Annotated in this window: 23 protein-coding genes; 5 read left to right on the top strand and 18 right to left on the bottom strand. The window is 66.3% G+C overall.

The annotated features are described in order from the left end of the window. Positions 1 to 174 precede the first annotated feature (174 nt). Positions 175 to 399 (bottom strand): DUF3046 domain-containing protein, encoded by a 225-nt coding sequence (locus FBY31_RS21155; protein ID WP_142044888.1) that lies wholly within the window; start codon positions 397 to 399, stop codon positions 175 to 177. 41 nt (positions 400 to 440) lie between these two features. Between FBY31_RS21155 and FBY31_RS21150 the strand changes: the two genes are divergently transcribed. Further along, the gene (locus tag FBY31_RS21150) at positions 441 to 974 is read left to right on the top strand and encodes a MarR family winged helix-turn-helix transcriptional regulator (protein WP_142044886.1); all 534 of its coding nucleotides are present in this window, start codon (positions 441 to 443) and stop codon (positions 972 to 974) included. A 90-nt stretch (positions 975 to 1,064) separates the two neighbouring features. Here the strand turns inward: FBY31_RS21150 and FBY31_RS21145 are convergent, their stop codons facing one another. The 8 genes from FBY31_RS21145 to FBY31_RS21110 form a co-directional block, all read right to left on the bottom strand. After that, the gene (locus FBY31_RS21145; protein ID WP_142044884.1) at positions 1,065 to 1,517 is read right to left on the bottom strand and encodes a helix-turn-helix domain-containing protein; all 453 of its coding nucleotides are present in this window, start codon (positions 1,515 to 1,517) and stop codon (positions 1,065 to 1,067) included. Positions 1,518 to 1,668: 151 nt separating this feature from the next. Beyond that, positions 1,669 to 2,163, bottom strand: a complete 495-nt coding sequence (locus FBY31_RS21140; protein ID WP_142044882.1) for a CinA family protein — start codon at positions 2,161 to 2,163, stop codon at positions 1,669 to 1,671. Beyond that, positions 2,160 to 2,804 carry a CDP-diacylglycerol--glycerol-3-phosphate 3-phosphatidyltransferase gene (pgsA, locus tag FBY31_RS21135; protein WP_142044880.1) on the bottom strand — a complete coding sequence of 215 codons (645 nt, stop codon included), beginning with the start codon at positions 2,802 to 2,804 and terminating at the stop codon, positions 2,160 to 2,162. The genes FBY31_RS21140 and pgsA overlap by 4 nt, the downstream gene beginning before the upstream one ends. Positions 2,805 to 2,827: 23 nt before the next feature. Further along, positions 2,828 to 5,728: an FtsK/SpoIIIE family DNA translocase gene (locus tag FBY31_RS21130; protein ID WP_142044878.1), complete on the bottom strand. Its 2,901-nt coding sequence runs from the start codon at positions 5,726 to 5,728 to the stop codon at positions 2,828 to 2,830. A gap of 156 nt (positions 5,729 to 5,884) precedes the next feature. After that, on the bottom strand, positions 5,885 to 7,576 hold the full coding sequence (locus FBY31_RS21125; RefSeq protein WP_142044876.1) for a ribonuclease J: 1,692 nt from the start codon (positions 7,574 to 7,576) through the stop codon (positions 5,885 to 5,887). Between the two features lie 42 nt (positions 7,577 to 7,618). Continuing rightward, positions 7,619 to 8,527: a 4-hydroxy-tetrahydrodipicolinate synthase gene (dapA, locus tag FBY31_RS21120; RefSeq protein ID WP_142044874.1), complete on the bottom strand. Its 909-nt coding sequence runs from the start codon at positions 8,525 to 8,527 to the stop codon at positions 7,619 to 7,621. A gap of 106 nt (positions 8,528 to 8,633) precedes the next feature. Next, positions 8,634 to 9,383, bottom strand: coding sequence for a carbon-nitrogen hydrolase family protein (locus tag FBY31_RS21115; RefSeq protein WP_142044872.1), 750 nt, complete (start codon positions 9,381 to 9,383; stop codon positions 8,634 to 8,636). 93 nt (positions 9,384 to 9,476) lie between these two features. Next, on the bottom strand, positions 9,477 to 9,836 hold the full coding sequence (locus tag FBY31_RS21110; protein WP_235013157.1) for a hypothetical protein: 360 nt from the start codon (positions 9,834 to 9,836) through the stop codon (positions 9,477 to 9,479). Positions 9,837 to 9,923: 87 nt separating this feature from the next. Here FBY31_RS21110 and FBY31_RS21105 point away from each other — a divergent pair, with 87 nt between their 5' ends. Further along, entirely contained in the window at positions 9,924 to 11,171 is a 1,248-nt protein-coding gene (locus FBY31_RS21105) for a heparan-alpha-glucosaminide N-acetyltransferase domain-containing protein (protein ID WP_142044870.1), read from the top strand. 108 nt (positions 11,172 to 11,279) lie between these two features. On the opposite strand, the gene FBY31_RS21100 is transcribed toward FBY31_RS21105, so the two are convergent. From FBY31_RS21100 to FBY31_RS21070, 7 genes are all read right to left on the bottom strand, one after another. After that, complete coding sequence (locus tag FBY31_RS21100) at positions 11,280 to 11,759, bottom strand: hypothetical protein (protein WP_142044868.1); 480 nt, start codon at positions 11,757 to 11,759, stop codon at positions 11,280 to 11,282. Between the two features lie 3 nt (positions 11,760 to 11,762). Further along, positions 11,763 to 12,533 (bottom strand): 4-hydroxy-tetrahydrodipicolinate reductase, encoded by a 771-nt coding sequence (dapB, locus tag FBY31_RS21095; protein WP_142044866.1) that lies wholly within the window; start codon positions 12,531 to 12,533, stop codon positions 11,763 to 11,765. A 94-nt stretch (positions 12,534 to 12,627) separates the two neighbouring features. Further along, positions 12,628 to 13,110 (bottom strand): molybdenum cofactor biosynthesis protein MoaE, encoded by a 483-nt coding sequence (locus FBY31_RS21090; protein WP_142044864.1) that lies wholly within the window; start codon positions 13,108 to 13,110, stop codon positions 12,628 to 12,630. Continuing rightward, positions 13,100 to 13,630, bottom strand: coding sequence for a MogA/MoaB family molybdenum cofactor biosynthesis protein (locus FBY31_RS21085; protein WP_142044862.1), 531 nt, complete (start codon positions 13,628 to 13,630; stop codon positions 13,100 to 13,102). The genes FBY31_RS21090 and FBY31_RS21085 overlap by 11 nt, the downstream gene beginning before the upstream one ends. Continuing rightward, positions 13,627 to 14,121, bottom strand: a complete 495-nt coding sequence (gene moaC / locus FBY31_RS21080; RefSeq protein WP_142044860.1) for a cyclic pyranopterin monophosphate synthase MoaC — start codon at positions 14,119 to 14,121, stop codon at positions 13,627 to 13,629. Before moaC ends, FBY31_RS21085 begins: the two co-directional genes overlap by 4 nt. After that, the gene (locus FBY31_RS21075; protein WP_235013156.1) at positions 14,109 to 15,440 is read right to left on the bottom strand and encodes a molybdopterin molybdotransferase MoeA; all 1,332 of its coding nucleotides are present in this window, start codon (positions 15,438 to 15,440) and stop codon (positions 14,109 to 14,111) included. The genes moaC and FBY31_RS21075 overlap by 13 nt, the downstream gene beginning before the upstream one ends. A gap of 20 nt (positions 15,441 to 15,460) precedes the next feature. Then, positions 15,461 to 17,131: a molybdopterin-dependent oxidoreductase gene (locus tag FBY31_RS21070; protein ID WP_442858202.1), complete on the bottom strand. Its 1,671-nt coding sequence runs from the start codon at positions 17,129 to 17,131 to the stop codon at positions 15,461 to 15,463. Between the two features lie 126 nt (positions 17,132 to 17,257). Here FBY31_RS21070 and moaA point away from each other — a divergent pair, with 126 nt between their 5' ends. From moaA to FBY31_RS21055, 3 genes are all read left to right on the top strand, one after another. Beyond that, positions 17,258 to 18,379: a GTP 3',8-cyclase MoaA gene (gene moaA, locus FBY31_RS21065; protein WP_200833425.1), complete on the top strand. Its 1,122-nt coding sequence runs from the start codon at positions 17,258 to 17,260 to the stop codon at positions 18,377 to 18,379. 5 nt (positions 18,380 to 18,384) lie between these two features. Then, positions 18,385 to 18,651: a MoaD/ThiS family protein gene (locus FBY31_RS21060; protein ID WP_142044856.1), complete on the top strand. Its 267-nt coding sequence runs from the start codon at positions 18,385 to 18,387 to the stop codon at positions 18,649 to 18,651. An 85-nt stretch (positions 18,652 to 18,736) separates the two neighbouring features. Further along, positions 18,737 to 20,539: an HNH endonuclease signature motif containing protein gene (locus FBY31_RS21055; RefSeq protein WP_327436934.1), complete on the top strand. Its 1,803-nt coding sequence runs from the start codon at positions 18,737 to 18,739 to the stop codon at positions 20,537 to 20,539. Positions 20,540 to 20,735: 196 nt separating this feature from the next. Here FBY31_RS21055 and FBY31_RS21050 read toward each other — a convergent pair whose 3' ends face one another. Beyond that, positions 20,736 to 21,254, bottom strand: coding sequence for a DUF1579 family protein (locus FBY31_RS21050; RefSeq protein WP_142044854.1), 519 nt, complete (start codon positions 21,252 to 21,254; stop codon positions 20,736 to 20,738). Between the two features lie 97 nt (positions 21,255 to 21,351). After that, positions 21,352 to 22,695: a M16 family metallopeptidase gene (locus tag FBY31_RS21045; RefSeq protein ID WP_142044852.1), complete on the bottom strand. Its 1,344-nt coding sequence runs from the start codon at positions 22,693 to 22,695 to the stop codon at positions 21,352 to 21,354. Positions 22,696 to 22,744: the final 49 nt, after the last annotated feature.

Below are 22,744 nucleotides of genomic sequence, written 5' to 3'. Positions count from 1 at the left end.
TTCTCGCTTTGGAGTGGCCTCAGCGGCCGTTTATTGGTCATCTCTGACGCTAATGGGACCCACTGACATTCCGGCCGGAGGACGGCGGCTATGTGGAAAACCCGCTACGAAAAGCATAGCTTTACCCGAACAGGTATTCGAACCGCGGGCTCGGCGTGTCCGCCAGAAAGGGCGCTATTCGGCGCGGGGTTTGATGTCCCGGCCAAGCCTGCGCTCAGCGGGGACATCCTGGACATCACAGACCGCCAGCCACACCTTGCGCGGCTCCACACCGGCGGCCAGCGCCTGATCCGCGGTGCGGCCGCCCACCCCGGCAAGAACAAGGGTATTGCTGAGGACACGCGAGTAGCCGGCACCAAATTCGTCGTCCATAAGTCGCCAGTAGTCGCTGATTCGCACCTGTTGAGTCTCTCACGATCCCGCACCCTAGAATTGTTGCCATGAGCAACTCCCCTGCCGCCCCGACCCCCACCGGCCGCGACGACGATTATTTGGTGGACGCAGCATTGCAGAACGTGGAACACCAGATCAGCCTCTTCTGGCGGCGCGCACGGGCCATCTCCAACCAGCTTTCCCGCCAGGTCCACCCGGACATGGAGCCCGCTGCATACGGCCTGCTGACAGTCATCCGGCGGGAGGGCCCTATCCGGCTCACCGATCTCGCAATGAACATTGGCGTGGGCAAGCCCTCGGTCAGCCGGCAGATTGCGTTCCTCGAAAGCATCGGCCTGGTTTCCAAGGAAGCGGATCCGCTGGACGGACGCGCCCAGGCCATCCGGCTCACTCCCAAGGGTGAGGAAAAGATGCACCAGGTCCAGGACGCCCGCCGCCAGGTCTTTAGGGAGCGGCTGGGTGAATGGCCCGTGGAAGACTTGCAGGAGCTGGCCCGGTTTATGGCCAAGCTGAACGCCACGTATGAGCGCGATGGTTTCCCGCAGGACGCCCCGCCGGCTCCCCCCGGCGGAGAGAAGTAGAGCTCACGAAAGCGGATAGACACACATGAAGCCCCCGGCGCACTGCCGGGGGCTTCATGTGCAGGACTCCACCTTGTGGTGGATCAATCCTTACCGGGCGCCGGAGAGGAGGCCCGTTGAAAGTTCATCGTTAAGTTCGTTGTTAAGGTCGCGGTCAAGATCGCGTCCGTAACGCTGGGAGAATTCCTGCGGAACGGTGTCCGGAACGGCTACGCCTTCGGCTACCGCTACGCGGTCGCTGACCTCGCGGAGCATGCTGGACAACGGGACGTCCAGGGCCGAGCAGATTGAGGACAGCAGCTCGGAAGATGCTTCCTTCTGACCGCGCTCCACCTCGCTGAGGTAACCCAGGGAGACACGGGCGCTGTGCGAGACTTCACGGAGCGTACGCCCCTGACGCTGGCGAACATCGCGCAGGACATCACCGATTTCGTGACGAAGTACTACCATCTTGCGCTCCTTCTGTTCGCTCTTAGCCTGATCGGCGAGGCCCACATCCTTCCAGCGGACAACGCCGTTTACGGATACGGGCTGCTTTACCATCTGTATCGCCTTGCTCCTCGTTAAGTCCGGTTCGCCGTGAAGCGAACCATTAGTGTTTTCATCCTAGGCGCCCCCGCTCTCCGGAAGCGACACAATGTAATAACTAATCGGTACCGGCTTTTGTTCCCACCAACTTTACAACCGGGTAACTTCAGGAAGCCAGAACTTCGATCAGCCTTTCCAGGGCAGCCCCACAGGCCTGCCCCCGGATTTCTGCCCGGTTCCCTGAGAACACATACTCGTAGCCGGTTGTTCCCGCTGCCGTGGCAACGCCGATGTACACCGTTCCCACCGGTTTCCCGTCGTGTGCTTCCGGCCCGGCAACGCCTGTAGTGGCCACGCCAATATCGGCGCCAAGGGCCGTGCGCGCACCTTCAGCCATTTCGGCGGCCACGCCGCTGTCAACGGATCCGACGCGGGCCAGCAGTTCAGCGGAAACCTGCAGCACGTCCGCCTTGACGGAGTTCTGGTAGGCCACCACACCGCCCTGCAGCATTCCGGAGGCGCCGGGAGTGTCAGCGAGGACTGCTGTCACCATGCCGGCAGTCAGGGATTCGGCTGTTGCCACGGTGCGCCTGAGCTCCAGGGCTTGCCTGACTGCCTGCTCGGCCAGATGGTGAAGCGACAGATGGTGCTGGTTGGTCACGTCGTTTCCTGTCCCCTGTTGGTGGTTCCCTGGACTTTCCCCTTGGCGCGCAGGCGCATCGCCTCAACAACATACTCGACGCCGGTCCAGACGGTGATTGCCACGGCCACCATCATGACGGCGAACGCCACCCAGGTGAGCCACGGCGCAACGGCGGCCAACGGGAGGAGGTAAAGGAAGATGGCTGCCGTCTGGACCACGGTTTTAAGCTTGCCTCCCCGCGAGGCAGGAATGACGCCGTAACGGATGACGAAGAAGCGCAGGGCAGTGACCCCCCACTCACGCACCAGGATCACCAGGGTGGCCCACCAGGGGAGTTCGCCGAGCACGGACAGCATCACCAGGGCAGAACCGGTGAGCAGCTTGTCTGCAATGGGGTCGGCGATCTTGCCGAAATCGGTCACGAGGTTCCGGCTCCGGGCGATATCGCCGTCGAGCTTGTCAGTGTAAATCGCGACGGCGAACGCGGCCGCTGCTGCCCAGCGCCAGGGCCCGGACTGGCTGTGGAGTCCGGGCGCGTCCGCGATCAGGAACCAGACGAAGAACGGCACCAGCGCGATGCGGAGCATGGTCAGGATATTCGGAAGGTTCCAGACCCCGGCACGGTTTGGGCCGGCCGCGGTGGCATCGGTGCTAGTCACCTTTCTAGGCTACCGTCTCCGGGCTAGCGTCCTGTGAGGGACCAGGCGTCTTCGGAGCCGTCCTCGTCGTCATACCCGCCTGGCGGGGAATCGGAGCCGTCGTAATATTCCACGTTCTGCTTGCGCTGGTCCAGGTCCGCGGCCACCAGGTCTTCGGCGTACCCGCCCTGGGCGATGTTGGCGTTGGCGTTGTCGCTGAGCGCGGCTGTCTGGGCATCCGGTGCGGCCGGGACCTCCTGGCCCTTCATGGCGGCCAGGACGGGGGCGAGGTCGTCCGGTTTCACCAACACGTCGCGGGCCTTCGACCCTTCGGAGGGGCCCACCACTCCCCGCGATTCGAGCAGGTCCATGAGGCGGCCCGCCTTCGCGAATCCAACCCGCAGCTTGCGCTGCAGCATGGACGTGGAGCCGAACTGCGTGGTGACCACCAGTTCGGTGGCCTGCAGCAATACCTCGAGGTCGTCCCCGATGTCGTCGTCGATCTGCTTCTTGGGCGCCTCCGCCGCAACGTCGTCGCGGTAGGTGGCCTGGAGCTGTCCCTTGACGTGCTCCACCACCTTGTGGATTTCGGACTCCGTCACCCAGGCGCCTTGGACGCGCATCGCTTTGGAAGCGCCCATGGGCAGGAAGAGGGCGTCACCCTGGCCAATGAGCTTTTCCGCGCCCGGCTGGTCCAGGACAACCCGGGAGTCGGTCACGGAGGAGGTGGCAAACGCCATCCTGGAGGGAACGTTGGCCTTGATCAGGCCGGTCACCACGTCCACCGACGGCCGCTGGGTGGCCAGGACCAGGTGGATGCCGGCGGCACGCGCGAGCTGGGTGATGCGGACGATCGAGTCTTCAACATCACGCGGAGCGACCATCATGAGGTCTGCAAGTTCGTCCACGATCACCAGCAGGTAGGGGTACGGACGGATGACCCGCTTGGAGTCCACCGGCGGCTGGACCTTGCCGGCACGGACGGCCTTGTTGAAGTCGTCGATGTGCTTGAACCCGTAGTTGGCGAGGTCGTCATAGCGTGCGTCCATCTCGCGGACCACCCATTGGAGGGCTTCGGCGGCCTTCTTGGGGTTGGTGATGATGGGCGTGATGAGGTGCGGGACGCCTTCGTAAGCGGTGAGTTCCACACGCTTCGGGTCCACCATCACCATCCGCACCTCGTCCGGGGTGGCGCGCATGAGGATGGACGTGATCATGGAGTTCACGAAGGAGGACTTACCGGCACCGGTGGCGCCGGCCACCAGCAGGTGGGGCATCTTGGCGAGGTTGGCCACCACGTAGCCGCCCTCCACGTCCTTGCCCACGCCCATCACCATCGGGTGCTCGGTGCGGCGGGCGTTCTGGCTGCGGAGCACGTCGCCCAGGGACACGGTCTCGCGGTCGGTATTGGGAATCTCGATGCCAATCGCGGATTTTCCCGGGATGGGGCTGAGGATCCGCACATCGCTGGAGGCGACCGCGTAGGAGATGTTCTTGGAGAGCGCAGTGACCCGCTCCACCTTGGTTCCGGACGCGAGTTCGATCTCGTACCGGGTGACGGTGGGACCGCGGCTGAAACCCGTCACCGTGGCATCAACGTTGAACTGTTGGAGCGTGTCGGTCAGGGCAGCGACGACGGCGTCGTTGGCTTCCGTGCGCTCCTTCGGGATGGACCCGGGGGTGAGGTAGTCCGACGCCGGGAGCGTGTACGTCACGTCGCCGGCGAGCGACAGTTGCTCGGTGCGCTGCGGGATGGGAACGGGCGGCGGTGCGGGAGCCACCGGGTTGGAGGGCACGGTGGGTGCGGCAGCCGGTTTGGTGCCGGGAGCGGCCATACCGGGAGTGACCATCGGGATGGCTTCGGTCGCGTTGTCCGGGCCCGCCGCCGCGGCGCTGCCGAGCCCTTGCGCGGCCTTGATTTTTTCGACGGCGATTTCCGCCTGGGTGGGACGGCGGACGCCGGGGGCGGGACGTGGCGGCTGTGGATCGTCGTCATCGACGACCGCATGCTCGAAGGCTTCGTCGCCCACATAACCTTCCAGGCCGGCGTCGGCCTCCTCATCCTTGCCAAAGAAGCGGCGCTTCTTCTTTTTCGGCGCTGCAGGCGGGGTCCGCTCAAGGTAGCTTCGGTCGTGCTTGTTCCCGTCCTGCTCCTCGTCCAGGAGATCGATGCCCATCAGGTGCTCGTATGCGCCGCGCAGCCGCCGCGGGATGGCGCCGAACGGCGTGGCGGTGATGATGAGCAACGACACAAAAGCCAGCAGCCCGTACAGCGCCAGGGGCACGGCCGGATGGATCGCGGCCAATGGGGAGGCGCCAAGGAAGCCCAGCATTCCGCCGGCCTGGCGCAGGCCGTCAAAGCCCTGGGCAACGGTGGGCTGTCCACCCAAAATGTGGGCCAGGCCGCAGCCGGCAAACGTCATGATGAGGAACCCGATGCCCACCCTGTTGTTGCCGCGCCCGTCGGAGGGCTGGCGGAAGAGCCGGAAGGCGCAGGCAAAAAGCATCAGCGGAAGCAGCAGCGACATCCAGCCGAACGTCCCGTTCACCACGCTGTAGACGGCGTCCGGGAACCAGCCGGTCAGGCCCCACCAGGCGAAAGTGGCGATGAAAATACCCAGGGCCAGGTTGAAAAGGGCTGCGCCGTCGCGGCGCTCGTCGGCCGGGAGGTCGCTGACGTCATGGCCGATGCGCCGCACTCCTCCGCCCACCAGGTGGCCAATGCCCAGCCACGCTCCGCCCACCACCCGGAGCAGCCACGGCTGGTGCTGTTCGACGGCGGGAAGCTGGCGCGTCCTGGCCGTGCCGGAGCTCCCGGTCCGCCCGGACCTGGCCGGGGATTTCGCTGCCGTGGAGCCGGAACCGCGGCCGCCGGAGCCGCCGGATTTGCTGCCGGAACTGGTCCTGCTGGAACCATTGGGCGCGGAAGTAGTACGTGTGGCCATACTAGCCACGGTACCGGAACAGGGCCGGTTTCCCGGGGATTTGGAGCTTGGCCGATCCCCCTCAATCAAGGGGAAACGGTCCGGACGGATTAAGCACCTCCGGCCCGTACTCCAGGCGTGTGGCGGAGTACGGGCCGGAACCGGCAGTGGTGGCTGTCAGGCCTCCAGCACCACGGGGATGATCATGGGCTTGCGGCGCAGCTTGCGGTTGACCCAAGTGCCCACCACCCTGCGGACCACCTGCTGGAGCTGGTGTGTGGTGTGGTCCGTGTGGTTCAGCACGGCTTCTTCCAGCGCCGCGTTGATCTTGGGGATAATCTCGTCGAAGACGGAATCCTCCTCCGCGACGCCGCGTGCGTGAATCTCCGGTCCCGAGACAACCTTGCCGGTGGCGCGGTGGATGACCGTGATGATGGAGATGAAGCCTTCATCGCCCAGGGTCTGACGGTCCTTGAGGTCGGCCTCGGTGACCTCGCCTACGCTGGAGCCGTCGACGTAGACAAAGCCGACCTCGATCTGGCCCACCACATCTGCGCGGTGGTCCTTCAAATCGATCACGGTGCCGTTGTCCGCGAGGATCACGCTGGCTTCCGGAACGCCGGATTCGATGGCGATCTTGCCGTTGGCGATCAGGTGCCGGGTCTCGCCGTGTACGGGCATGGCGTTGAGGGGCTCAAGGATGTTGTAGCAGTACAGGAGCTCGCCGGCCGCGGCGTGGCCGGAGACGTGCACCTTGGCGTTGCCCTTGTGGATGACATCGGCGCCGAGTTTCAGCAGGCCGTTGATGATGCGGAAGACGGCGTTTTCGTTTCCGGGGATGAGGCTGGACGCCAGGATGACGGTATCGCCGTCGCCCACCACCACGCGGTGGTCGCCGTTGGCCATCCGGGACAGCGCCGCCATGGGCTCCCCCTGGGAGCCGGTGGACATCAGGACTACGCGGTTGTCCGGCAGGTTGTCGATGTTCTTGATGTCCACGATCAGGCCCGGCGGCACGTCCAGGTAGCCCAGCTTCTCGGCGATGGCCATGTTCCGGACCATGGAGCGGCCAACGAAGGCCACCTTGCGGTTGTGCTTTGCGGCGGCGTCCAGGACCTGCTGGACGCGGTGGACGTGCGAGGAGAAGGACGCCACGATGATGCGCTTGGTGGCCTGGCCGAAGAGCCGCTCCAGCGTGGGGCCGATTTCCTTTTCCGCGGTGGTGAATCCCGGGACGTCCGCGTTGGTGGAGTCCGACATAAAGAGGTCGACGCCCTCTTCGCCGAGCTTGGCGAAGTGCCGGAGGTCAGTGATGCGGCCATCCAGCGGAAGCTGGTCCATCTTGAAGTCGCCGGTGTGCAGGACAGTGCCGCCTGCGGTGCGGATGAAGACGGCCAAGGCATCAGGGATTGAGTGGTTGACGGCCACGAATTCGCACTCGAAGGGCCCGAACTTCTCTACCTGGCCCTCTTCCACCGTGAGCGTGTAGGGCCGGATGCGGTGCTCCTGGAGCTTCGCCTCAATCAGGGCAAGGGTCAGCTGCGAGCCCACCAGGGGAATGTCGGCGCGGAGCCGCAGCAGGTACGGCACAGCACCGATGTGGTCCTCGTGGCCGTGGGTGAGGACGACGGCTACCACATCGTCCAGCCGGTCCTCGATGTAGGAGAAGTCAGGCAGGATCAGGTCGACGCCGGGCTGGGTTTCCTCCGGGAAGAGGACGCCGCAGTCGACGATCAGCAGTTTGCCGTCGATTTCGAACACGGCCATGTTCCGGCCGATCTCCCCCAGTCCGCCGAGCGGTACGATCCGCAGCGTGCCGTTCGGCAGGCGGGGCGGGGTGACAAGGCCGGTCAGGGCAGTTTGGGTCATATTGCACTACTTTCCAGGCGGCAGGGGTGCCGGTCTCAGCCCTCAGGAAAAGACCAGCCCCGCTTCCGCCAAATCCCCGCGGATGGTTTCGATCTCGGCTTCGTCCGGCTCCACGAGGGGCAAACGGACAATCGAGTTGGGCAGGACTCCCTGCCATTTAAGAATTTGTTTGGCCGCAACAGCGCCCTGGACCCGGGTCATGGTGGCCCGGACCACCGGCTGGAGCTCGAAGTTGATCTTCCGCGCGGTGCCGAGGTCGTTGGCGTTGACGGCGTCGATGAGTTCGCGGAAGCGGCGGGTGGCCACGTGCGTGGTGACGCCGACGAGGCCGACGGCGCCCAGCGCCATCCAGGGCAGGGTCAGTCCGTCGTCGCCGGAGTAGAAAAGCAGGTCCGTCTCGCTCATCACGCGGGTGGCTGCGACGAAGTCCGCCTTGGCATCCTTCACTGCGACGATGTTGGGGTGCTGCGCCAGCCGGATCATGGTTTCGGGTTCGATCGCGATGGAGGAACGGCCGGGGATGTCGTAGAGCATCACGGGCACGTCGGCGGCCGAGGCGATGGTCTCGAAGTGGGCCCGGAGGCCTGACTGGCTGGGCTTGTTGTAGTAGGGGGTCACGAGCAGGATGCCGTCGACGCCGAGGGCTGCGGCCTGCCGGGAGAGGTGCACAGAGTGGGCGGTGTCGTTGGTGCCGGTACCGGCGATGATTGCGGCGCGGCCGCCGACGGCTTCCTTGACGGCACGGAACATGCCGAGGTTCTCTTCGTCGGTGAGGGTGGAGGTTTCGCCGGTGGTTCCGGTGACCACCAGTCCGTCGCAGCCGTCGTCGACGAGTTTGGTGGCCAGTTCCGCTGCCTGCTGGTAATCCACGGAGCCGTCCTTGGCGAACGGCGTGACCATGGCGGTCAGGAGGGTACCGAGGGCAGGGATGTGCGCGGAAGTGTCAGCCATGGAAAAAACGTTACCCTGTCCGGCGCTGGTTAGGACAATAGGGCGGGCGTGATGAACGTCAAATAGGAGTCTCCGGGGTGGCGCCGGCGGTTGTGGGCTTGGATTTTTACTTCCGGAACTTCTCGAGGCGGCTCCGCTGCAGGATGGACGAAACGACCTCGGTGCCGGTGCCTGCGGCCCGCTTCATGGGAAGGCCGTCCGGCCCCCAGAAGCCGCTCAGCCCGCACGACGCGCCCAGCGGGCTGCTGCCGCCGAGGTTGGCCAGTGCCGTGAACATCCGGTTGTCCATGGCGCGGGCACCCAAATGGAGCGCCAGGCGGTGTTCCTCGTTTTCTGTGTAGAGGGCGGATACACAATAAAGATCTGCTCCGGCGGCAGCGGCGTCGCCGGCATGCGCGGGCACGGACGTGTCCAGGCAGAGCGCCAGTGCAACGTGCCAGCCGTCCACCAGGATAAGCGTCGGCCCCTCTCCCGGCGCGAAAAGTTCACGCTCCGGCCCATGCAGATGGGTCTTGAAGGCCGCCTCGGTGCTGCCATCCGGATGAACAGCCACTGAGGCCAGCCGCGGCGTGCCGCCGGCTTCGCGAAGGGCTGCCCCCAGGACGGCGGTAATCCCCGTCCTGCGGCAAATCTCGCGGATATCCGCCAGGCGTTCGTCGTCCGGCACCAGCCAGGAGCCAGGGTGTTCGAGGAGATCCAGCCGGTAGCCGGTCAGGGAAAGTTCCGGGAAGACCACCAGGCGGGCGCCGTGGTCATCGGCGTCTTCGATAAGGCGCACGTGCTCGTCAGCATTGGCCGGGATGCCTCCGTCCAGTGGCCGATACTGAATGACAGAGACAGGAAGGGTGTCAGTCACGCCTCAATCCTAGGCATGAGCGCGCAGGCATGGTGCTGCTGACCTTGCAGGCCCTGACTCCTTCCGCACGTACCTTTGGCAAGGCGAGGGCGGCTAAACAGGGCCGGGGTGGCAATACCTGCCCACCGCTGTTTGGCGCAGCCCTTCCGCCCACGCAGCGAGGCGCTGGGCGGCCCGGACGTAGTGGAACAGTTCCACGGGCGTCAGGGCATCAATGTCTGCCTCGGCCAGCCGCCGGGCAAGTTCTGCCCCCTCCGGCTGGGCGGACAGGCTGATGCCCTCCTGCTCCCACTGGGTATCCTCAGAGGTCTTTCCTGCCACCAGCTGGCGGAAGAGGTAGTCAACCACCCCCGGGCTCAGGGCCTTCAGCGGCCCGTCATGACGGGATTCGGAAGCGGGGGCTCCGAACGGTGGGACTCCGGATGCGGGGACTCCGAATGATGGCGTTTGCATGCGTTCATATTATTCGAACACATATTCGAATACAAGGGGGTTTTGTTTTGGCAGGGGCGGCACAGCCGGGTGTGAGACGATCTGGACATGACCTCCCGTAATGCCGCCGCTTCCGCCAGGACGTCTGCCGGCCGGTCCATCCCGGTCCGCCTGCACGGCATCGATGCGGCCCGCGGGCTGGCGCTGCTGGGCATGATGGCCACGCACCTGCTTCCCACCTTCGAGTCGAACGCAAACCTCATGCCAACATGGGTGGGCCTGGTCTTTTCGGGCAGGGCCGCTGCGCTGTTCGCGGTCCTCGCCGGGGTAGGCCTTGCCTTGTCCACGGGAAAGCACAAGCCGCTGGCGGGTCCTGAACTGTCCGGTGCCAGGCGGGGTGTGGCCCTGCGCGCCCTGGTGATTTCCGCCGTCGGACTCACCCTGGGCGGCCTGGAAGTGAACCTGGCCATCATCCTGGTCCATTACGGAGTACTGTTCCTGTGCGTCCTGCCCTTCCTGGGCCTGCGGCCGAAGGTCCTCTGCGCCTGGGCGGCCGGCTGGATCCTGGTTTCCCCGGTGTTGGCGTATCTGCTGCGCCCGTGGCTGCTTGCCGCGAACCCGCCGCTCAAACTGGGACACAACCCCTCGTGGGAGGATCTGTCCACACCCGGCCGGCTCCTGGCTGATGTCTTCTTCACTGGCTATTACCCGGTTTTCCAGTGGCTGTCCTACCTCCTGGTGGGGCTCGTCGTCGGCCGCTTGATGCTGAACAAGGCGCTGGTGCCATGGATGCTGTTGGTCGGCGGCACTATCGTCGCCGTGGTTGCCAAAGCACTGGGAACGGCGGCGATGGAGGACTGGGGCGGCCGCGCGGCACTGGAGAAGGTCCTGAACTCCCCCGGTTATCCGCTGGGCAGTGTTCTCCAGGTCAACCTGACAGGCATCCCGCAGGAGGGTTCCTGGTGGTGGCTGGCATCCGCGGCACCCCACTCGGCCACCACCCTGGACCTGCTGCACACCTCGGCGGTGGCCGCGGCGGTGATTGGGGCCTTCCTGCTGCTGGGCAGGGTGGCCGACTGGGTGGCTCTGGACCTGCTGCTGCCCTTGCGCGGCGCCGGCGCCATGACGCTGACCCTGTATTCCGTCCACGTCTGGGTGGTTTCAGCGTTCTACCTGAAACCCCTCCCGGCCGGCTGGACCGAGGACGCCATGTACTTTGCCCAGGCCGCCAGCGCGGTGATCGTGGGCATGGTGTTTGTGCTGCTGAAGTGGCGCGGGCCGCTGGAGTGGGTGGGACATGCCGCGAACCAGGCGGGGCGGGGCGGCGCAAAAGCCGGCGCCAAAGCAATCCGTTAGCCCGCGCCGCCCGCGTGGCGGGCCCTGCCTGGGCGGGCCGCACCGGGCCAGGCGGCCCAAGCCCGGGCCAGGCGGGCCAGCCCAGGCCCATCCGGGGCCCGGCTGCAGCTAGGCGGGAAGGTTACCCCGGAAGAGCTTGCCTGCATCACGCATGGAGGCGCGGGCACGTTTGCGGTCGCCGGCGGCGTCGTAGGCGCAGCTCAGCCGGAACCAGGAACGCCAGTCCTCCGGGGCTGCTTCCGCTTCAGCCCGGTACTTCTCGAATTCGGCGTCAGCTGCCGAGCGGACGATCCGGCCGGCGGGCGTCCTGGGCAGTTCATCCACCGGAAGGCCACCTTCGGCTTCAAGGACTTTGGCCATCTGTTCGGTGCGGGCGCCAAACATCAGTTCACGCACCAGCGCCCAGGCGCCAATCACGGGCAGCACCAGGTAGGCCGCCCCGATGGCCACGGCTGCAGGGTTGGTGTCCGTCAGCAGCAGGACCGAGCGCTGGAAAGAGACCACCAGGTAAAAGACCAGGAGCAGCGTGACCGCGCCGACCCAGATCTTGGTGCGGTTTTTCAGAAAGCCGGCCACAAGCCCTGCCATGGCCTACAGCCCCAGGTCCAGGTAGCCGTCCAGGCCCACCGTCAGTCCGGGGTGGGCGGCCACCTTGCGCAGGCCAAGGAGCACGCCGGGCATAAAGGAGGCGCGGTCGAAGGAATCGTGGCGGAGCGTCAGTTGCTCGCCGGGGCTGCCGAGGAGGACTTCCTGGTGGGCCACGAGGCCGCGGAGGCGCACACTGTGGACCCGCACGCCGTCAACCTCGCAGCCGCGGGCACCGGCGAGTTCGCTGGTGGTGGCATCGGGGCTGGGCGGGACCTGGGCGGCGGCACGTTCCGCGGCGATGAGCTGTGCGGTGCGGACGGCGGTACCGGACGGCGCGTCCACCTTGTCCGGGTGGTGCAGTTCGATGATCTCCACCGACTCAAAGTATCTGGCTGCCTTTGCCGCGAAAGCAGAGGCAAGGACCGAGCCAAGGGCAAAATTGGGGGCGATCAGCACGCCCGTTTCGGGCTGGCCGGCCAACAGGTCCTCAAGGGCGGACAGCCGGGTGCTGTCCCAGCCGGTGGTGCCCACAACAGCGTGGATGCCGCGTTCAACGGCGAAACGGACGTTCGCTTCGGAGCTTTCGGGGACCGTCAGGTCCACTACAAAGCGTGCACCCGCTGCCGTAATCCGGTCCAGCGAGTCCCCCCGGCCCAGGGCCGCGACGAGCTTCATGTCCGGCGCGGCTTCGACGGCTTTTACGGCTTCGGCGCCCATGCGCCCGTTCGCGCCCAGCACGGCAACGGGCATGGGAGCAGAGAGTTGTTCGGTCATGGCATTAAGCCTACCGGTGGGCCCAAGGCGCACAGGAACCGGGGACTGTGCGTTACCTCGCACCGGGCCCGTTTCCGTAACGGGCCGTACAGGATCAGCTTCCCGCACCCACCCACTCCACAGTTCCGTCAGTAAAGAACTGTTCCTTCCAGATGGGAACCTGCTCCTTGATCCGGTCCACCAGCTCCGAGCAGACGGCAAAGGCCTGGCCCCGGTGGGCCGCCGACACGGCGCATACCAGCGCTGGATCCCCGATCTCCAGCATGCCGATCCGGTGCGCTGCCCAGATGCGTACTGGCTGCAGGGACCCGCCTTCGTTGCCGGCAGAGCTGCCGGCCGCCGTTTGTTCAGCGACCAGCTGCGCAACGACGTCGGCCATCACCTGGTGGGCCGTGGGGTGTGCACTGTAGCTGAGGCGCTCAACTGCCTTGCCGCCGTCGTGATTGCGCACCACGCCGCTGAAGCTGACCACCGCACCCGCGGTGTCGCTCTCCACCGCCGCGATGGCCTGGTCAACGGAGATGGGCTCCGCGCTCAGGACCGCGTTGACCACCTCGAAGGATGTTTCAGTGCCCATGGCCGCCTTCCAATTGGTCGCAGAGATGCCCGATCACGGGGTCCAGGACGGTCAGTCCGTCCATGACTCCCTTGGGCGATCCGGGCAGGTTGATGATGAAGGTTTTACCAGCGGCTCCGGCGTAACCACGGCTCAGCACCGCCAACGGCGTTTTCGCCGCGCCGGCGCTGCGGACCGCTTCCATGATCCCGGGAATCTCGCGGTCCAGGAGGGGCAGGGTCACGTCCGGTGTGCGGTCGTCCGGGCTAAGGCCCGTCCCACCGCTGGTAATAACGACGGCGGGACGCTGGGTGAGGAGGGCACGGATGGCCGCACCCACGGGCTCGCCGTCGGGAACCACCATGGCGGGGAACACGTCAAAGCCGTGTTCAGTCAGCCAGTCGGTGATCACGGGGCCGGTTTCGTCGTCGTAGATGCCGGCGGCTGCCCGGGTGGAGGCGATGACTATGCCGGCCTTCCGGCCCTGCACATCGCCGTGGCGATGCGGCTCGGGAGCGTTGAGGGTACCGGGAGTACTCACAGCGCCCAGTCCCCGCTCTTGCCGCCGCTTTTAGCCAGCACTTTGATGTCGGTCAGGACAGCGTGTTTATCCACGGCCTTGATCATGTCGTAGACGCTCAGTGCCGCAACGGAAACTGCCGTGAGGGCTTCCATCTCAACGCCGGTAACGCCGCGAGTTTTAACCGTGGCCAGGATCGAAACGGCTGCCGGGGCGAGTTCAAAGTCCACAGTGACCTTGGACAGCGGAAGCGGATGGCAGAGCGGAATAAGTTCGGGCGTCTTCTTGGCGGCCATGATTCCGGCTACCCGCGCCACGGCGAGGGCGTCCCCCTTGGGCAGTCCGCCGGAGCCCAGGAGGCCCATGACTTCCGGGGTGGTGTGGACCGTGGCGGTGGCGGTGGCTTCGCGGGTGGTTTCGGCTTTGGCGGAGACGTCCACCATCTGGGCGCTGCCGTCCTGGCGCAGGTGCGTCAGCGCAGCGGGAGGTTGTTCTGCATTCACAGCATCCATACTTCCACCTCCGCCCCGGCCGCGAGCGCGGCCACTCCTTGCGGGACATGAACCAGCACGTTGGAGCCCGCGAGCGCATGCATCAGGTGTGAACTGTCCCCACCCTGCAGCTCTACCGTCCCGTCGGGCTGCAGTGTGCCGCGGCGGACCTGATGCTTCTGCTCCGGCGACGTGAGGGGCTGTCCCAGGCGGGCGCGAAGGGGCAGGCGTGGTGCGGGAGTGCCGAGCAGGCTGCCCAGCACCGGGCGGAGGAACATTTCAAAGGACACCAGGCAGCTGACCGGGTTGCCGGGGAATCCCAGGAAGGGGCGCCCTTCGAAGGCTCCGATCCCCTGCGGGCCGCCCGGCTGCATGGCCACGTGCAGGAATTCCACCGGCTGGTCCTCCATCGCCTGCCGGACCACCTCGTAAGCTCCCTTGCTGACGCCTCCGGTGGTGACGATGAGGTCCGCTTCCCTGCCCTCGGCCCGCAGCAGCGTCCGAAGCCGGTCCGGGTTGTCCGTAGCGATCCCCGCCCGGCGGACCTCCAGTCCCGCCTGCCTCATCGCAGCTTCCAGGAGGGTGCCGTTGGAGTCGTAGATCTTGCCGGCAGGAAGGCCCTGGCCGGGGGCCACCACTTCGTCCCCGGTGGTGACCAGCAGGACTTTCACGGGCTGGTGGACCGTCACTTCCGGGATTCCCAGCGCTGCGAGCAGCCCCAGCTGGGCCGGGCCCAGGAACGTGCCGGCCGCCAGTGCCGTCTCGCCGGCGCGCAAGTCACTGCCTGTTTCCCGTACATAGGTGCCGGGCGCCGCTGAAGGCAGCCGCACCATTGCGTGCTCGCTGTGCGGCAGGAAACGGTCCGGAACCGCCCGCTCAATGGGGACGACGGCGTCAGCCCCGTCCGGGAGCATGGCTCCGGTCATAATCGGGGCGGCCATGCCGGGCTTCAGGGCGTCCGGGCTGGCGCCGGCGGGAACGGGAGGCATAACGCGCAGCTCGCAGCCGCCGTCGGGCACGTCAGCGGAACGGATGGCATAGCCGTCCATTTGGGAGTTGGCGAAGGGCGGCAGGCTGATGGGGGCGGTGATGCCGCTGACCAGGCCCCGGCCGAGTGCGTCGCGCAGGGGCAGCAGTTCGGTCCGGCGGGGTGACCGCAACGGCTGCAGCAGATCGGCGACGGCGGCTGCATGCTCAGCCACGGACCGCGCCTGGCGCCGGTGGTGGTGCTGGTGCGTGGCTTCGTGCCGCGATTCGGTCCCGCTCCCGCCGCCGCTCGAGTGCGGCGCTTCTGCTGACGTTCCGTGCGGGGACGTTCCATGGGGTTGCGGGCTGGTCATGGTTCCGCCTTCGGTAGCCATCAGGGTTGCACGTCCACTCTAATCGTGTGGAACCCCGTGGCTCCGTCCGGGGCGACCGGCCTGCTCTGCTCGTCCTGCGCCCGGCCTGCGAGATCCGTGGCCCGGACCTGGACTTCGTACTGGCCTTGGCTCAACACCACGCCAAGCTTCCATTGGCGCCAGGTGTCAAGCGAGATGCTTTCGGCCAAGTCAGCCTGCTGCCAAGGGCCCCGGTTCATGCGGAGCTCCACTTTCCCGATGCCGGTGTGCTGCGCCCAGGCGACGCCGCCGAAGACCACCGTTCCGGACTTCACGGGACGGCCATGCCCCGGCACGTCGATCCGTGAGGACGTTTTGATGGGACCGCGCTCAGACCAGCCCCGGGGAGTCCAGTAGGCGACGTCGTCCGCGAACCGGGTGACCTTCAGCTCCGTAACCCATTTGGTGGCCGATACGTAGCCGTAGAGCCCGGGCACCACCAGCCGGACGGGGAATCCGTGCTCCAGGGGCAGGGGCTCGCCGTTCATGCCGACGGCAAGCAGCGCATCGCGGCTGTCGGTGAGGACCTCAAGCGGCGTGCCGGCAGTCCAGCCGTCGATGCTGCGCGAGAGCACCATGTCCGCGCCCGGCTGGGGGCCCGCGAGTGCCAGCAGTTCGCGGACAGGCCAGCCCAGCCAGCGCGCGTTGCCGATCAGGTCCCCGCCCACATTATTGGACACGCAGGCAATGGTCACATGGCGTTCGATCAAGGGCTTGGCCAGCAGTTCCGCGAAGGTCAGCTCCACTTCCCGGTCCACCATCCCGATGACTTTCAGGGCCCAGGTGTTCGGGTTGACGGCCGGAACGGACAACGCGGTATCGATGCGGTAGAAGTCCCGGTTAGGGGTGACGAGTGGCTGCATACCGTCCACGCGCACCTCGGCCCCGGACGGGATTGGCGGCGCCGCTGACGCGGGTACCGGCAAGGCCACGCGGGTCCTTGCTTCGCTGACGCCGGCGGTGGCGCCACGCCATAGCGCCGCCAGCGCGCCGCCGATAACGGTGAACGCGGCACCGCCTGCCAGTGCCTGCAGGAAACGACGGCGGGCTGGCGCGGGGTTGCCGCTTGGCTGCGGTTCTTCGCCCGCCCGCTCCTGCAGGTTGCCCCACTCCTGCAGCCGGCGGATCAGGAACCTGAGCAGTGCTCCGGCCACGACGGCTGTGAGTATGGGCAGCACCATGGCATTGAAGGTGGCTTGGGCGCGGGTCAGGACGGCTGACAGGCCCACCAGCCCGAAGATAGCTATAACGGTGATGCCGGCGAAGCGGCGGCGGTCCTCTACAGCCCCCGCCAGCGCTGCAAGTGCCGCAATAACCAAGGCCATGCCGGCGAGGAGCGCAATTTTGTCGGCCGTCCCGAAGAGCGCAACAGCCCAGTCCTTCACAGCCGGAGGGACTGCATCGATGACGGCGCCGCCAACAGCAGTCATCGGCGACAGCGCCGGGCTGAACACGCCGGCTGCGAGCTCCCCGAGCACCACCGAGCTGCCCACTGCAACGGCGCCCGCTGCGGCGGCCCGCCACCGCCGCCGGGCCGGCCCTGACCGGTGCGGCAGCGACGGCCCTGACCCGTGCGGCAGCGAAGCTGCCGGGCGCTCCGGAAGCCGCGTCCCGCCGTCGTGCGCTGCATGCTGTGGCTGGGAGCTGTTCACACCTACAGCATAGGTTTGCGGGATACCCGCAGCACCGGTCCTGCGCAGATTCTGCTGCCGCTTCCGCTGCCGCCGCCCGCGCCGTCACGGTGTGATGCAGGGCCCATAGTGGCGTAGCCTGAAGTCATGAGTGTCCAGCTAGGTATGCCCCAGCCGGCGGAGGAAGCAGCCGCAGCGTTGCCGTCCGTCCCTGCTGCGCGCCCCGCCGATGCTCCGGCCGGGCTGGCCGACCGGTACGGCCGCCGTGCCACGGACATGAGGCTGTCCCTGACCGACAAATGCAACCTTCGGTGCACCTACTGCATGCCTGCCGAAGGGCTGGAGTGGCTCGCGAAGCAGGCGGTGATGTCGGCGGAGGAGATCGTCGGGATCGTCAGGATCGGCGTCGAGCAGCTGGGAGTCCGCGAGCTGAGGCTCACCGGCGGTGAACCGCTGGTGCGGCACGACCTCGTGGACATCATCACTTCGCTGCGACGGAATCATCCCGATCTGCCGATCTCCATGACGACCAACGGCGTGGGCCTGGCGAAGAAGGCCGCGGCCTTGAAAGCGGCCGGCCTGACGCGCATCAACGTGTCCCTTGACTCCCTGCACGAGGAAACCTTCACCAAGCTGACCCGCAGGCCGTTCCTGGACCAGGTGCTGGCCGGGGTGGACGCGGCCTGGGCGGCCGGTCTTGGGCCGGTCAAGCTCAACGCAGTACTGATGCGGGGCATTAACGACGCCGAGGCGCCGTCCCTGCTGGCCTGGGCGCTGGACCGCGGCTACGAACTGCGGTTCATTGAGCAGATGCCGCTCGACGCAGACCATGGCTGGACGCGGCGGAACATGATCACGGCCGCCGAGATCCGTCAGCTGCTCTCGTCGGACTTTGTCCTCAGCCCGGATCCGCGCGCCCGTGACGGCGCCCCGGCGGAACGCTTTGAAGTACGACGGCGGGTGGCTGGGTCTGTTTCCGGTCCCTTGCTGGGAACGGTGGGGATTATTGCCTCCGTGACCGAGCCGTTCTGCTCAGACTGCCGCAGGACCCGGATCACTGCCGAGGGCAAGATTATGAGCTGCCTGTTCTCGCGTGAGGAGTTCGACCTGCTGGGCCTCCTGCGCTCAGGCGCCAGCGACGAAGCCCTCGGCCAGCGGTGGCAGGACGCCATGTGGCTCAAGCCTAAAGCCCACGGAATGGACCACGTGGGACTTGACGCTCCGGACTTCGTCCAGCCGGACCGCAGCATGAGCGCCATCGGGGGCTGAAACTCTTGAACGTACGTTACTTCGCTGCCGCACGCGCCGCGGCAGGCGTGGAGGAAGAGCGCTTCGAACTGGGGCCGGGCTCCAGTGTTGCCGACCTTCTGGAGGCCGTACTTTCTGTGGAGCGGCCTGAACCTCCTGCCGGTACTCCCCCTCTGCCCCGCATCCTGTCGCGAAGCAGTTTCCTGCTCAATGAAGTCGCGGTGCGGGATCATTCGGTCGTCCTGCAGGCCGACGACGTAGTGGATGTGCTGCCCCCGTTCGCCGGAGGCTAGGAGTACTTTTTCCTCTCGGATTCTTCGCCGTGGCTCGCCAACCCTGCCCGCACGAATTGTCGGTGCCTCGATGGATGATGTTGGCATGGAGGCGGATTCGGCAGGCGACGCGGTAAGTGCGGCAACGCTGTTTGCTGCCGCACCGGCTGATCCGATGCCCCGAACAGCCGCCTCCGCCCAAATTGTCAGTGCCTCGATGGACGATGTTGGTATGGGAAGCGGCGCGGGCACGGCAGCAGTGATGGAGGGCATCCATGCCTCCATTGCTGGCTTGGATGCGCTGTTTGTGGAGGACGCCGCCTTGGCTACCGGCGCTAATGCCGCTACTGATGTGGATGTGTGGCAGCGCCAGTATGAGATCCGTCTGGAACGGATGTCGGTAGTGAAGCAGTTGGAAGCACAGCTCGCCGCGGTCAAGGCCCGCGACGCCGCCGAGGCCGTTGAAATCCAACACGCCATGACCCCACCGGAAGCGCCCGTGCACGAACGGACATTTACCGAGATGTCGGCCATCGAGGAAATCGCCGGCGTCCTGACCGTGAGCTCCGGGGCTGCCGGGGCGCTCGTCACCCAGGCCCGGCAACTCACCTCCCTGCCGTTGGCCATGGAGGCGCTGTCCGCCGGAAGCATCTCCTGGATGCAGGCGAAAATCATTGCCGACGAAACAGAAGGCCTCGGCTCCGCCGGAGCGGCCGCCCTCGTGGAGCATGTCCTGGACCCGAACCCCGTCCGTGGAGCCGCCGCCGGTGAACTCGTACCGTCTCGGTTCCGGTCCCGAGTCCGCGGCTGGCGCGAACGCCACCACCCCGAATCCTTCGAGAAACGCCACACCAAATGCGCCGCGGACCGGCGCATGGAATACACGCCGGACCGCGATGGCATGGCCTGGCTCTCGCTCTACCTGCCCGCGGACCAGGCCTCAGCCATCTGGAACCGCGCCACCGCCCTCGCCCGCGGCCTCCAGGGCCCCGAAGAACCGCGCACCATGACACAACTACGCCCCGACATCGCCGCCCACCTGCTCCTCAGCCCAGCACTCAGCCCCGCCCCGGAAAGCACCGCGGCAGACTTCAGCACCGAAGAGAACACCGACGCCCCGCTCGGAGTGGCCTCCGTGTCCGTCATGGACCGGCCCGATGACGCCGCCGGCACCGGTGCCACCGACGACGGCGCCTCTACCGGCTCCACCGGACATGAAGCTACAAACACCGTCCACCTCGCCTCCGCCGGGCACGAGGAAACCGACCGCAGCGCTTACACCGATCTCGCGAATGTCCCGGTACCGAAGGTGGACGTCCTCGTCACGGTCCCAGTGTTCGCACTCCTCGGCCTCACCGACGAACCCGCCGTCCTCGACGGCCACGGTCCCATCCCCGCCTCCATGGCCCGCAAACTCGTCGCCGATGGCGCCAGCTCCTTCTACCGGGTGCTCGTCGACCCGCGCGACGGTGCACCGCTGGAAATCGGCCGCACCAGCTACCGCCTCACCAAAGCCATGAAAAAGGCACTACAGTTCAGGGACGGCAAATGCACCTTCCCCGGCTGCAACAACCCGTCCTTGGACAACGACACGGACCACCTCACCGCTTGGCAACACGGCGGGACCACCGGGATCAGCAACCTGGCCCAACTCTGCCCAAAACACCACCGCCTCAAACACAACAAGCCTTGGATACCCACACCGGCCACAAATCACGAACCACCCGGCTGGACCTCACCCACAGGCCGGCACTACAAATCCGAACAACCCGACAGGGAACCGCCACAATGGCCACCTGGCTATCTGCCTGGCCAAACACCCGGGGTTCAGGTCGTGGAGACGCCCGGAGTCAGGCCCGCGGAAAAGAGCCCCCTGGAAGCTGCACTTGTGGGCCTGCTAACCGGCTGAGGCGTCCGATGGGCAGGTTTCGACAGGCTCAACCAACGAGCCCGGACGATCCTCCTGGGGGCGGCAGTTTGTGGGACGACGCCGCGCCCCCGAAACTGCCCAAAGACCCGCTCAAAGAGTGGGAGTGGGACATGGTGAACTCCTGAAGTCTCCTGACATCCGAAGCCGCCGGTAATCCGAAGCCGCTCTGAAAACGTCAGCTCCGCTGGAACGATGAGGTCATAAACGGGATGTAGGCAGAACCAGTCCCGTCGGCCCCACCGGATTCCTCCTGAGTCCCGTTGTCCCCCGCGGCCTTGTCGCCACGGGTGCGCAGCTCTGTCACATGCGTGAGCACCTCGCCGTCGACCCGCAGCGTATGACGGGTCCACCCGGAACCGCCACGGCGTTCCACCTTAAGGGCCCCGTTGTGCCACATGCAGCGCGCTGGGGCGGCCGGTGCCGGGCTTACGTTGTCCACGTAATACCAAAAAACGTCCTGGTGGTCGGGATCCAGAGTGAAAATGCCATGGCCTTCAAAGTGACTCCCATCCGGTTCAAGATGGCGGTAACTCTGCACGACGGCAGACCCGCCAGCCACCGGGGTATACGTGACCTCGGCATCAACGGTCCGTTCGGGCCCCCAAGGACCGGCAGCGAACCGGGTGCTCCCCCGCCAGTGGCCCAGGAAGCCGGCCAAGGCTCCCGGCGCGCGGCTGGGCGGGGTCCGTTCCACTGTCCCCTCACCTCCAGAGCTATGTCCTGCCGTTCCAGCCAAGTCTTGCCGTTCCAGCCAAGTCTTGCCGTTCCAAGCTGTCCTGCCGTTTACCCGGTCAGAGCCCGAACTTCTCGGTCTCCTCGAATGGCCCCACGACGGTGACGGTTCGGGGTGCAGCCGCCAGCTCCGCCGCAAGATCCTGGACCTGCTCGGCCGTTACAGCCTTGATGAGCCGCAGTGTTTCGTCGATGTCCTGGTACTCACCTGAAACGAGTTCGGCGCGGCCCAGCCGGGACATCCGGGAGCCGGTGTCCTCCAGGGCCAGCACGATGCCGCCGCCTAGCTGGCCCACGGCCTTGCGGAGCTCGTCGTCGGAAATTCCATGCTCGGCGAGCTTCTCCAGCTCGATGGACAGCAGGTCCAGGACCTGGCGCACCTTGGAGGGCGTACACCCGGCGTACATGCCGAAGTAGCCGGCATCTGCGTAGGAGGACGCGAATGAATACGTGGAGTACACCAGGCCACGCTTCTCGCGGATCTCCTGGAAAAGGCGCGAGGACATGCCTCCGCCGAGCACTGCGTTCAGGACGCTCATGACATAACGCCGGTCGTCGGTGGCCACGATCGTAGGGCAGCCCATGATGATGTTCGCCTGTTCCACCGCCCGCTTGACCACGTGCAGGCCTGCGGTACCAGTGATGAGCGCCCGGTCGGTGGACCGCCGCTCGACGGGTGCGGCGTCGGTTTTCAACGACCAGCCCGCGGATTCGAGGGCATCCACCACCAGGTCGCAGACTATGTCGTGCTCCAGCCCGCCGGCCGCGGTGATTACCAGTTCGTCAGGGCGGTAATACCGCCGGTAGTGCTCCCACACGGAGTCGCGGGCCACGCCCTTGATGGCGTCCGGGGTGCCGCCGATGGGTCGGCCCAAGGGGTGGTTGCCGAGTACGGCTGAGACAAAGTGTTCGTGGGCCACGTCGGTGGGGTCGTCGCTGTCCATGGCGATTTCCTCAAGGATGACGTCCCGTTCCTGCTCCATCTCAGCGGGGTCCAGGACCGCTCCGGTGATCATGTCAGCAATGACGTCGATGGCCATGGGCAGATCCGTATCCAGGACCCGCGCGAAGTAGCAGGTGCTTTCCTTGGCCGTGGCCGCATTCGACTCGCCGCCCACCTCATCAAAGGCCGATGCGATTTCCAGGGCGGTGCGGCGCCTGGTCCCTTTGAACAGGAGATGTTCCAGGAAGTGGGTGGAGCCGTGCTGTCCGGGCGCCTCATCCCGTGAGCCGACGCCTACCCAAAAGCCGATGGTTGCAGAGCGCTGCCCCGGCATCGCCTCGGTCAGCACCCGCACTCCGCCGGGCAGCACGGAACGCCGGACTTCGGAACCGCCGTCGGAACCGTGGACCAGGGTGTCGCCGCGGTGATTCTGCTCAAGCGGCAGGGGTACAACAGTCATTGAGGCCTTTCAAGAGGAGCAGCCGGGATCTGGCTGCCATCGTAACAGC

It is taken from the genome of Arthrobacter sp. SLBN-100, assembly GCF_006715305.1.
GTDB lineage: Bacteria > Actinomycetota > Actinomycetes > Actinomycetales > Micrococcaceae > Arthrobacter.
The sequence above is the reverse complement of the archived record's forward strand: the minus strand, read 5'-3'. Positions and strand labels throughout refer to the sequence as shown.

Coding starts and splice junctions, on each gene's coding strand:
- FBY31_RS21150 (WP_142044886.1), top strand. CDS start 441: ATGAGCAACTCCCCTGCCGCCCCGACCCCCACCGGCCGCGACGACGAT.
- FBY31_RS21145 (WP_142044884.1), bottom strand. CDS start 1,517: ATGGTAAAGCAGCCCGTATCCGTAAACGGCGTTGTCCGCTGGAAGGAT.
- FBY31_RS21130 (WP_142044878.1), bottom strand. CDS start 5,728: ATGGCCACACGTACTACTTCCGCGCCCAATGGTTCCAGCAGGACCAGT.
- FBY31_RS21125 (WP_142044876.1), bottom strand. CDS start 7,576: ATGACCCAAACTGCCCTGACCGGCCTTGTCACCCCGCCCCGCCTGCCG.
- dapA (WP_142044874.1), bottom strand. CDS start 8,527: ATGGCTGACACTTCCGCGCACATCCCTGCCCTCGGTACCCTCCTGACC.
- FBY31_RS21110 (WP_235013157.1), bottom strand. CDS start 9,836: ATGCAAACGCCATCATTCGGAGTCCCCGCATCCGGAGTCCCACCGTTC.
- FBY31_RS21105 (WP_142044870.1), top strand. CDS start 9,924: ATGACCTCCCGTAATGCCGCCGCTTCCGCCAGGACGTCTGCCGGCCGG.
- FBY31_RS21100 (WP_142044868.1), bottom strand. CDS start 11,759: ATGGCAGGGCTTGTGGCCGGCTTTCTGAAAAACCGCACCAAGATCTGG.
- dapB (WP_142044866.1), bottom strand. CDS start 12,533: ATGACCGAACAACTCTCTGCTCCCATGCCCGTTGCCGTGCTGGGCGCG.
- FBY31_RS21090 (WP_142044864.1), bottom strand. CDS start 13,110: ATGGGCACTGAAACATCCTTCGAGGTGGTCAACGCGGTCCTGAGCGCG.
- moaC (WP_142044860.1), bottom strand. CDS start 14,121: ATGGATGCTGTGAATGCAGAACAACCTCCCGCTGCGCTGACGCACCTG.
- FBY31_RS21075 (WP_235013156.1), bottom strand. CDS start 15,440: ATGACCAGCCCGCAACCCCATGGAACGTCCCCGCACGGAACGTCAGCA.
- moaA (WP_200833425.1), top strand. CDS start 17,258: ATGAGTGTCCAGCTAGGTATGCCCCAGCCGGCGGAGGAAGCAGCCGCA.
- FBY31_RS21055 (WP_327436934.1), top strand. CDS start 18,737: ATGGAGGCGGATTCGGCAGGCGACGCGGTAAGTGCGGCAACGCTGTTT.
- FBY31_RS21045 (WP_142044852.1), bottom strand. CDS start 22,695: ATGACTGTTGTACCCCTGCCGCTTGAGCAGAATCACCGCGGCGACACC.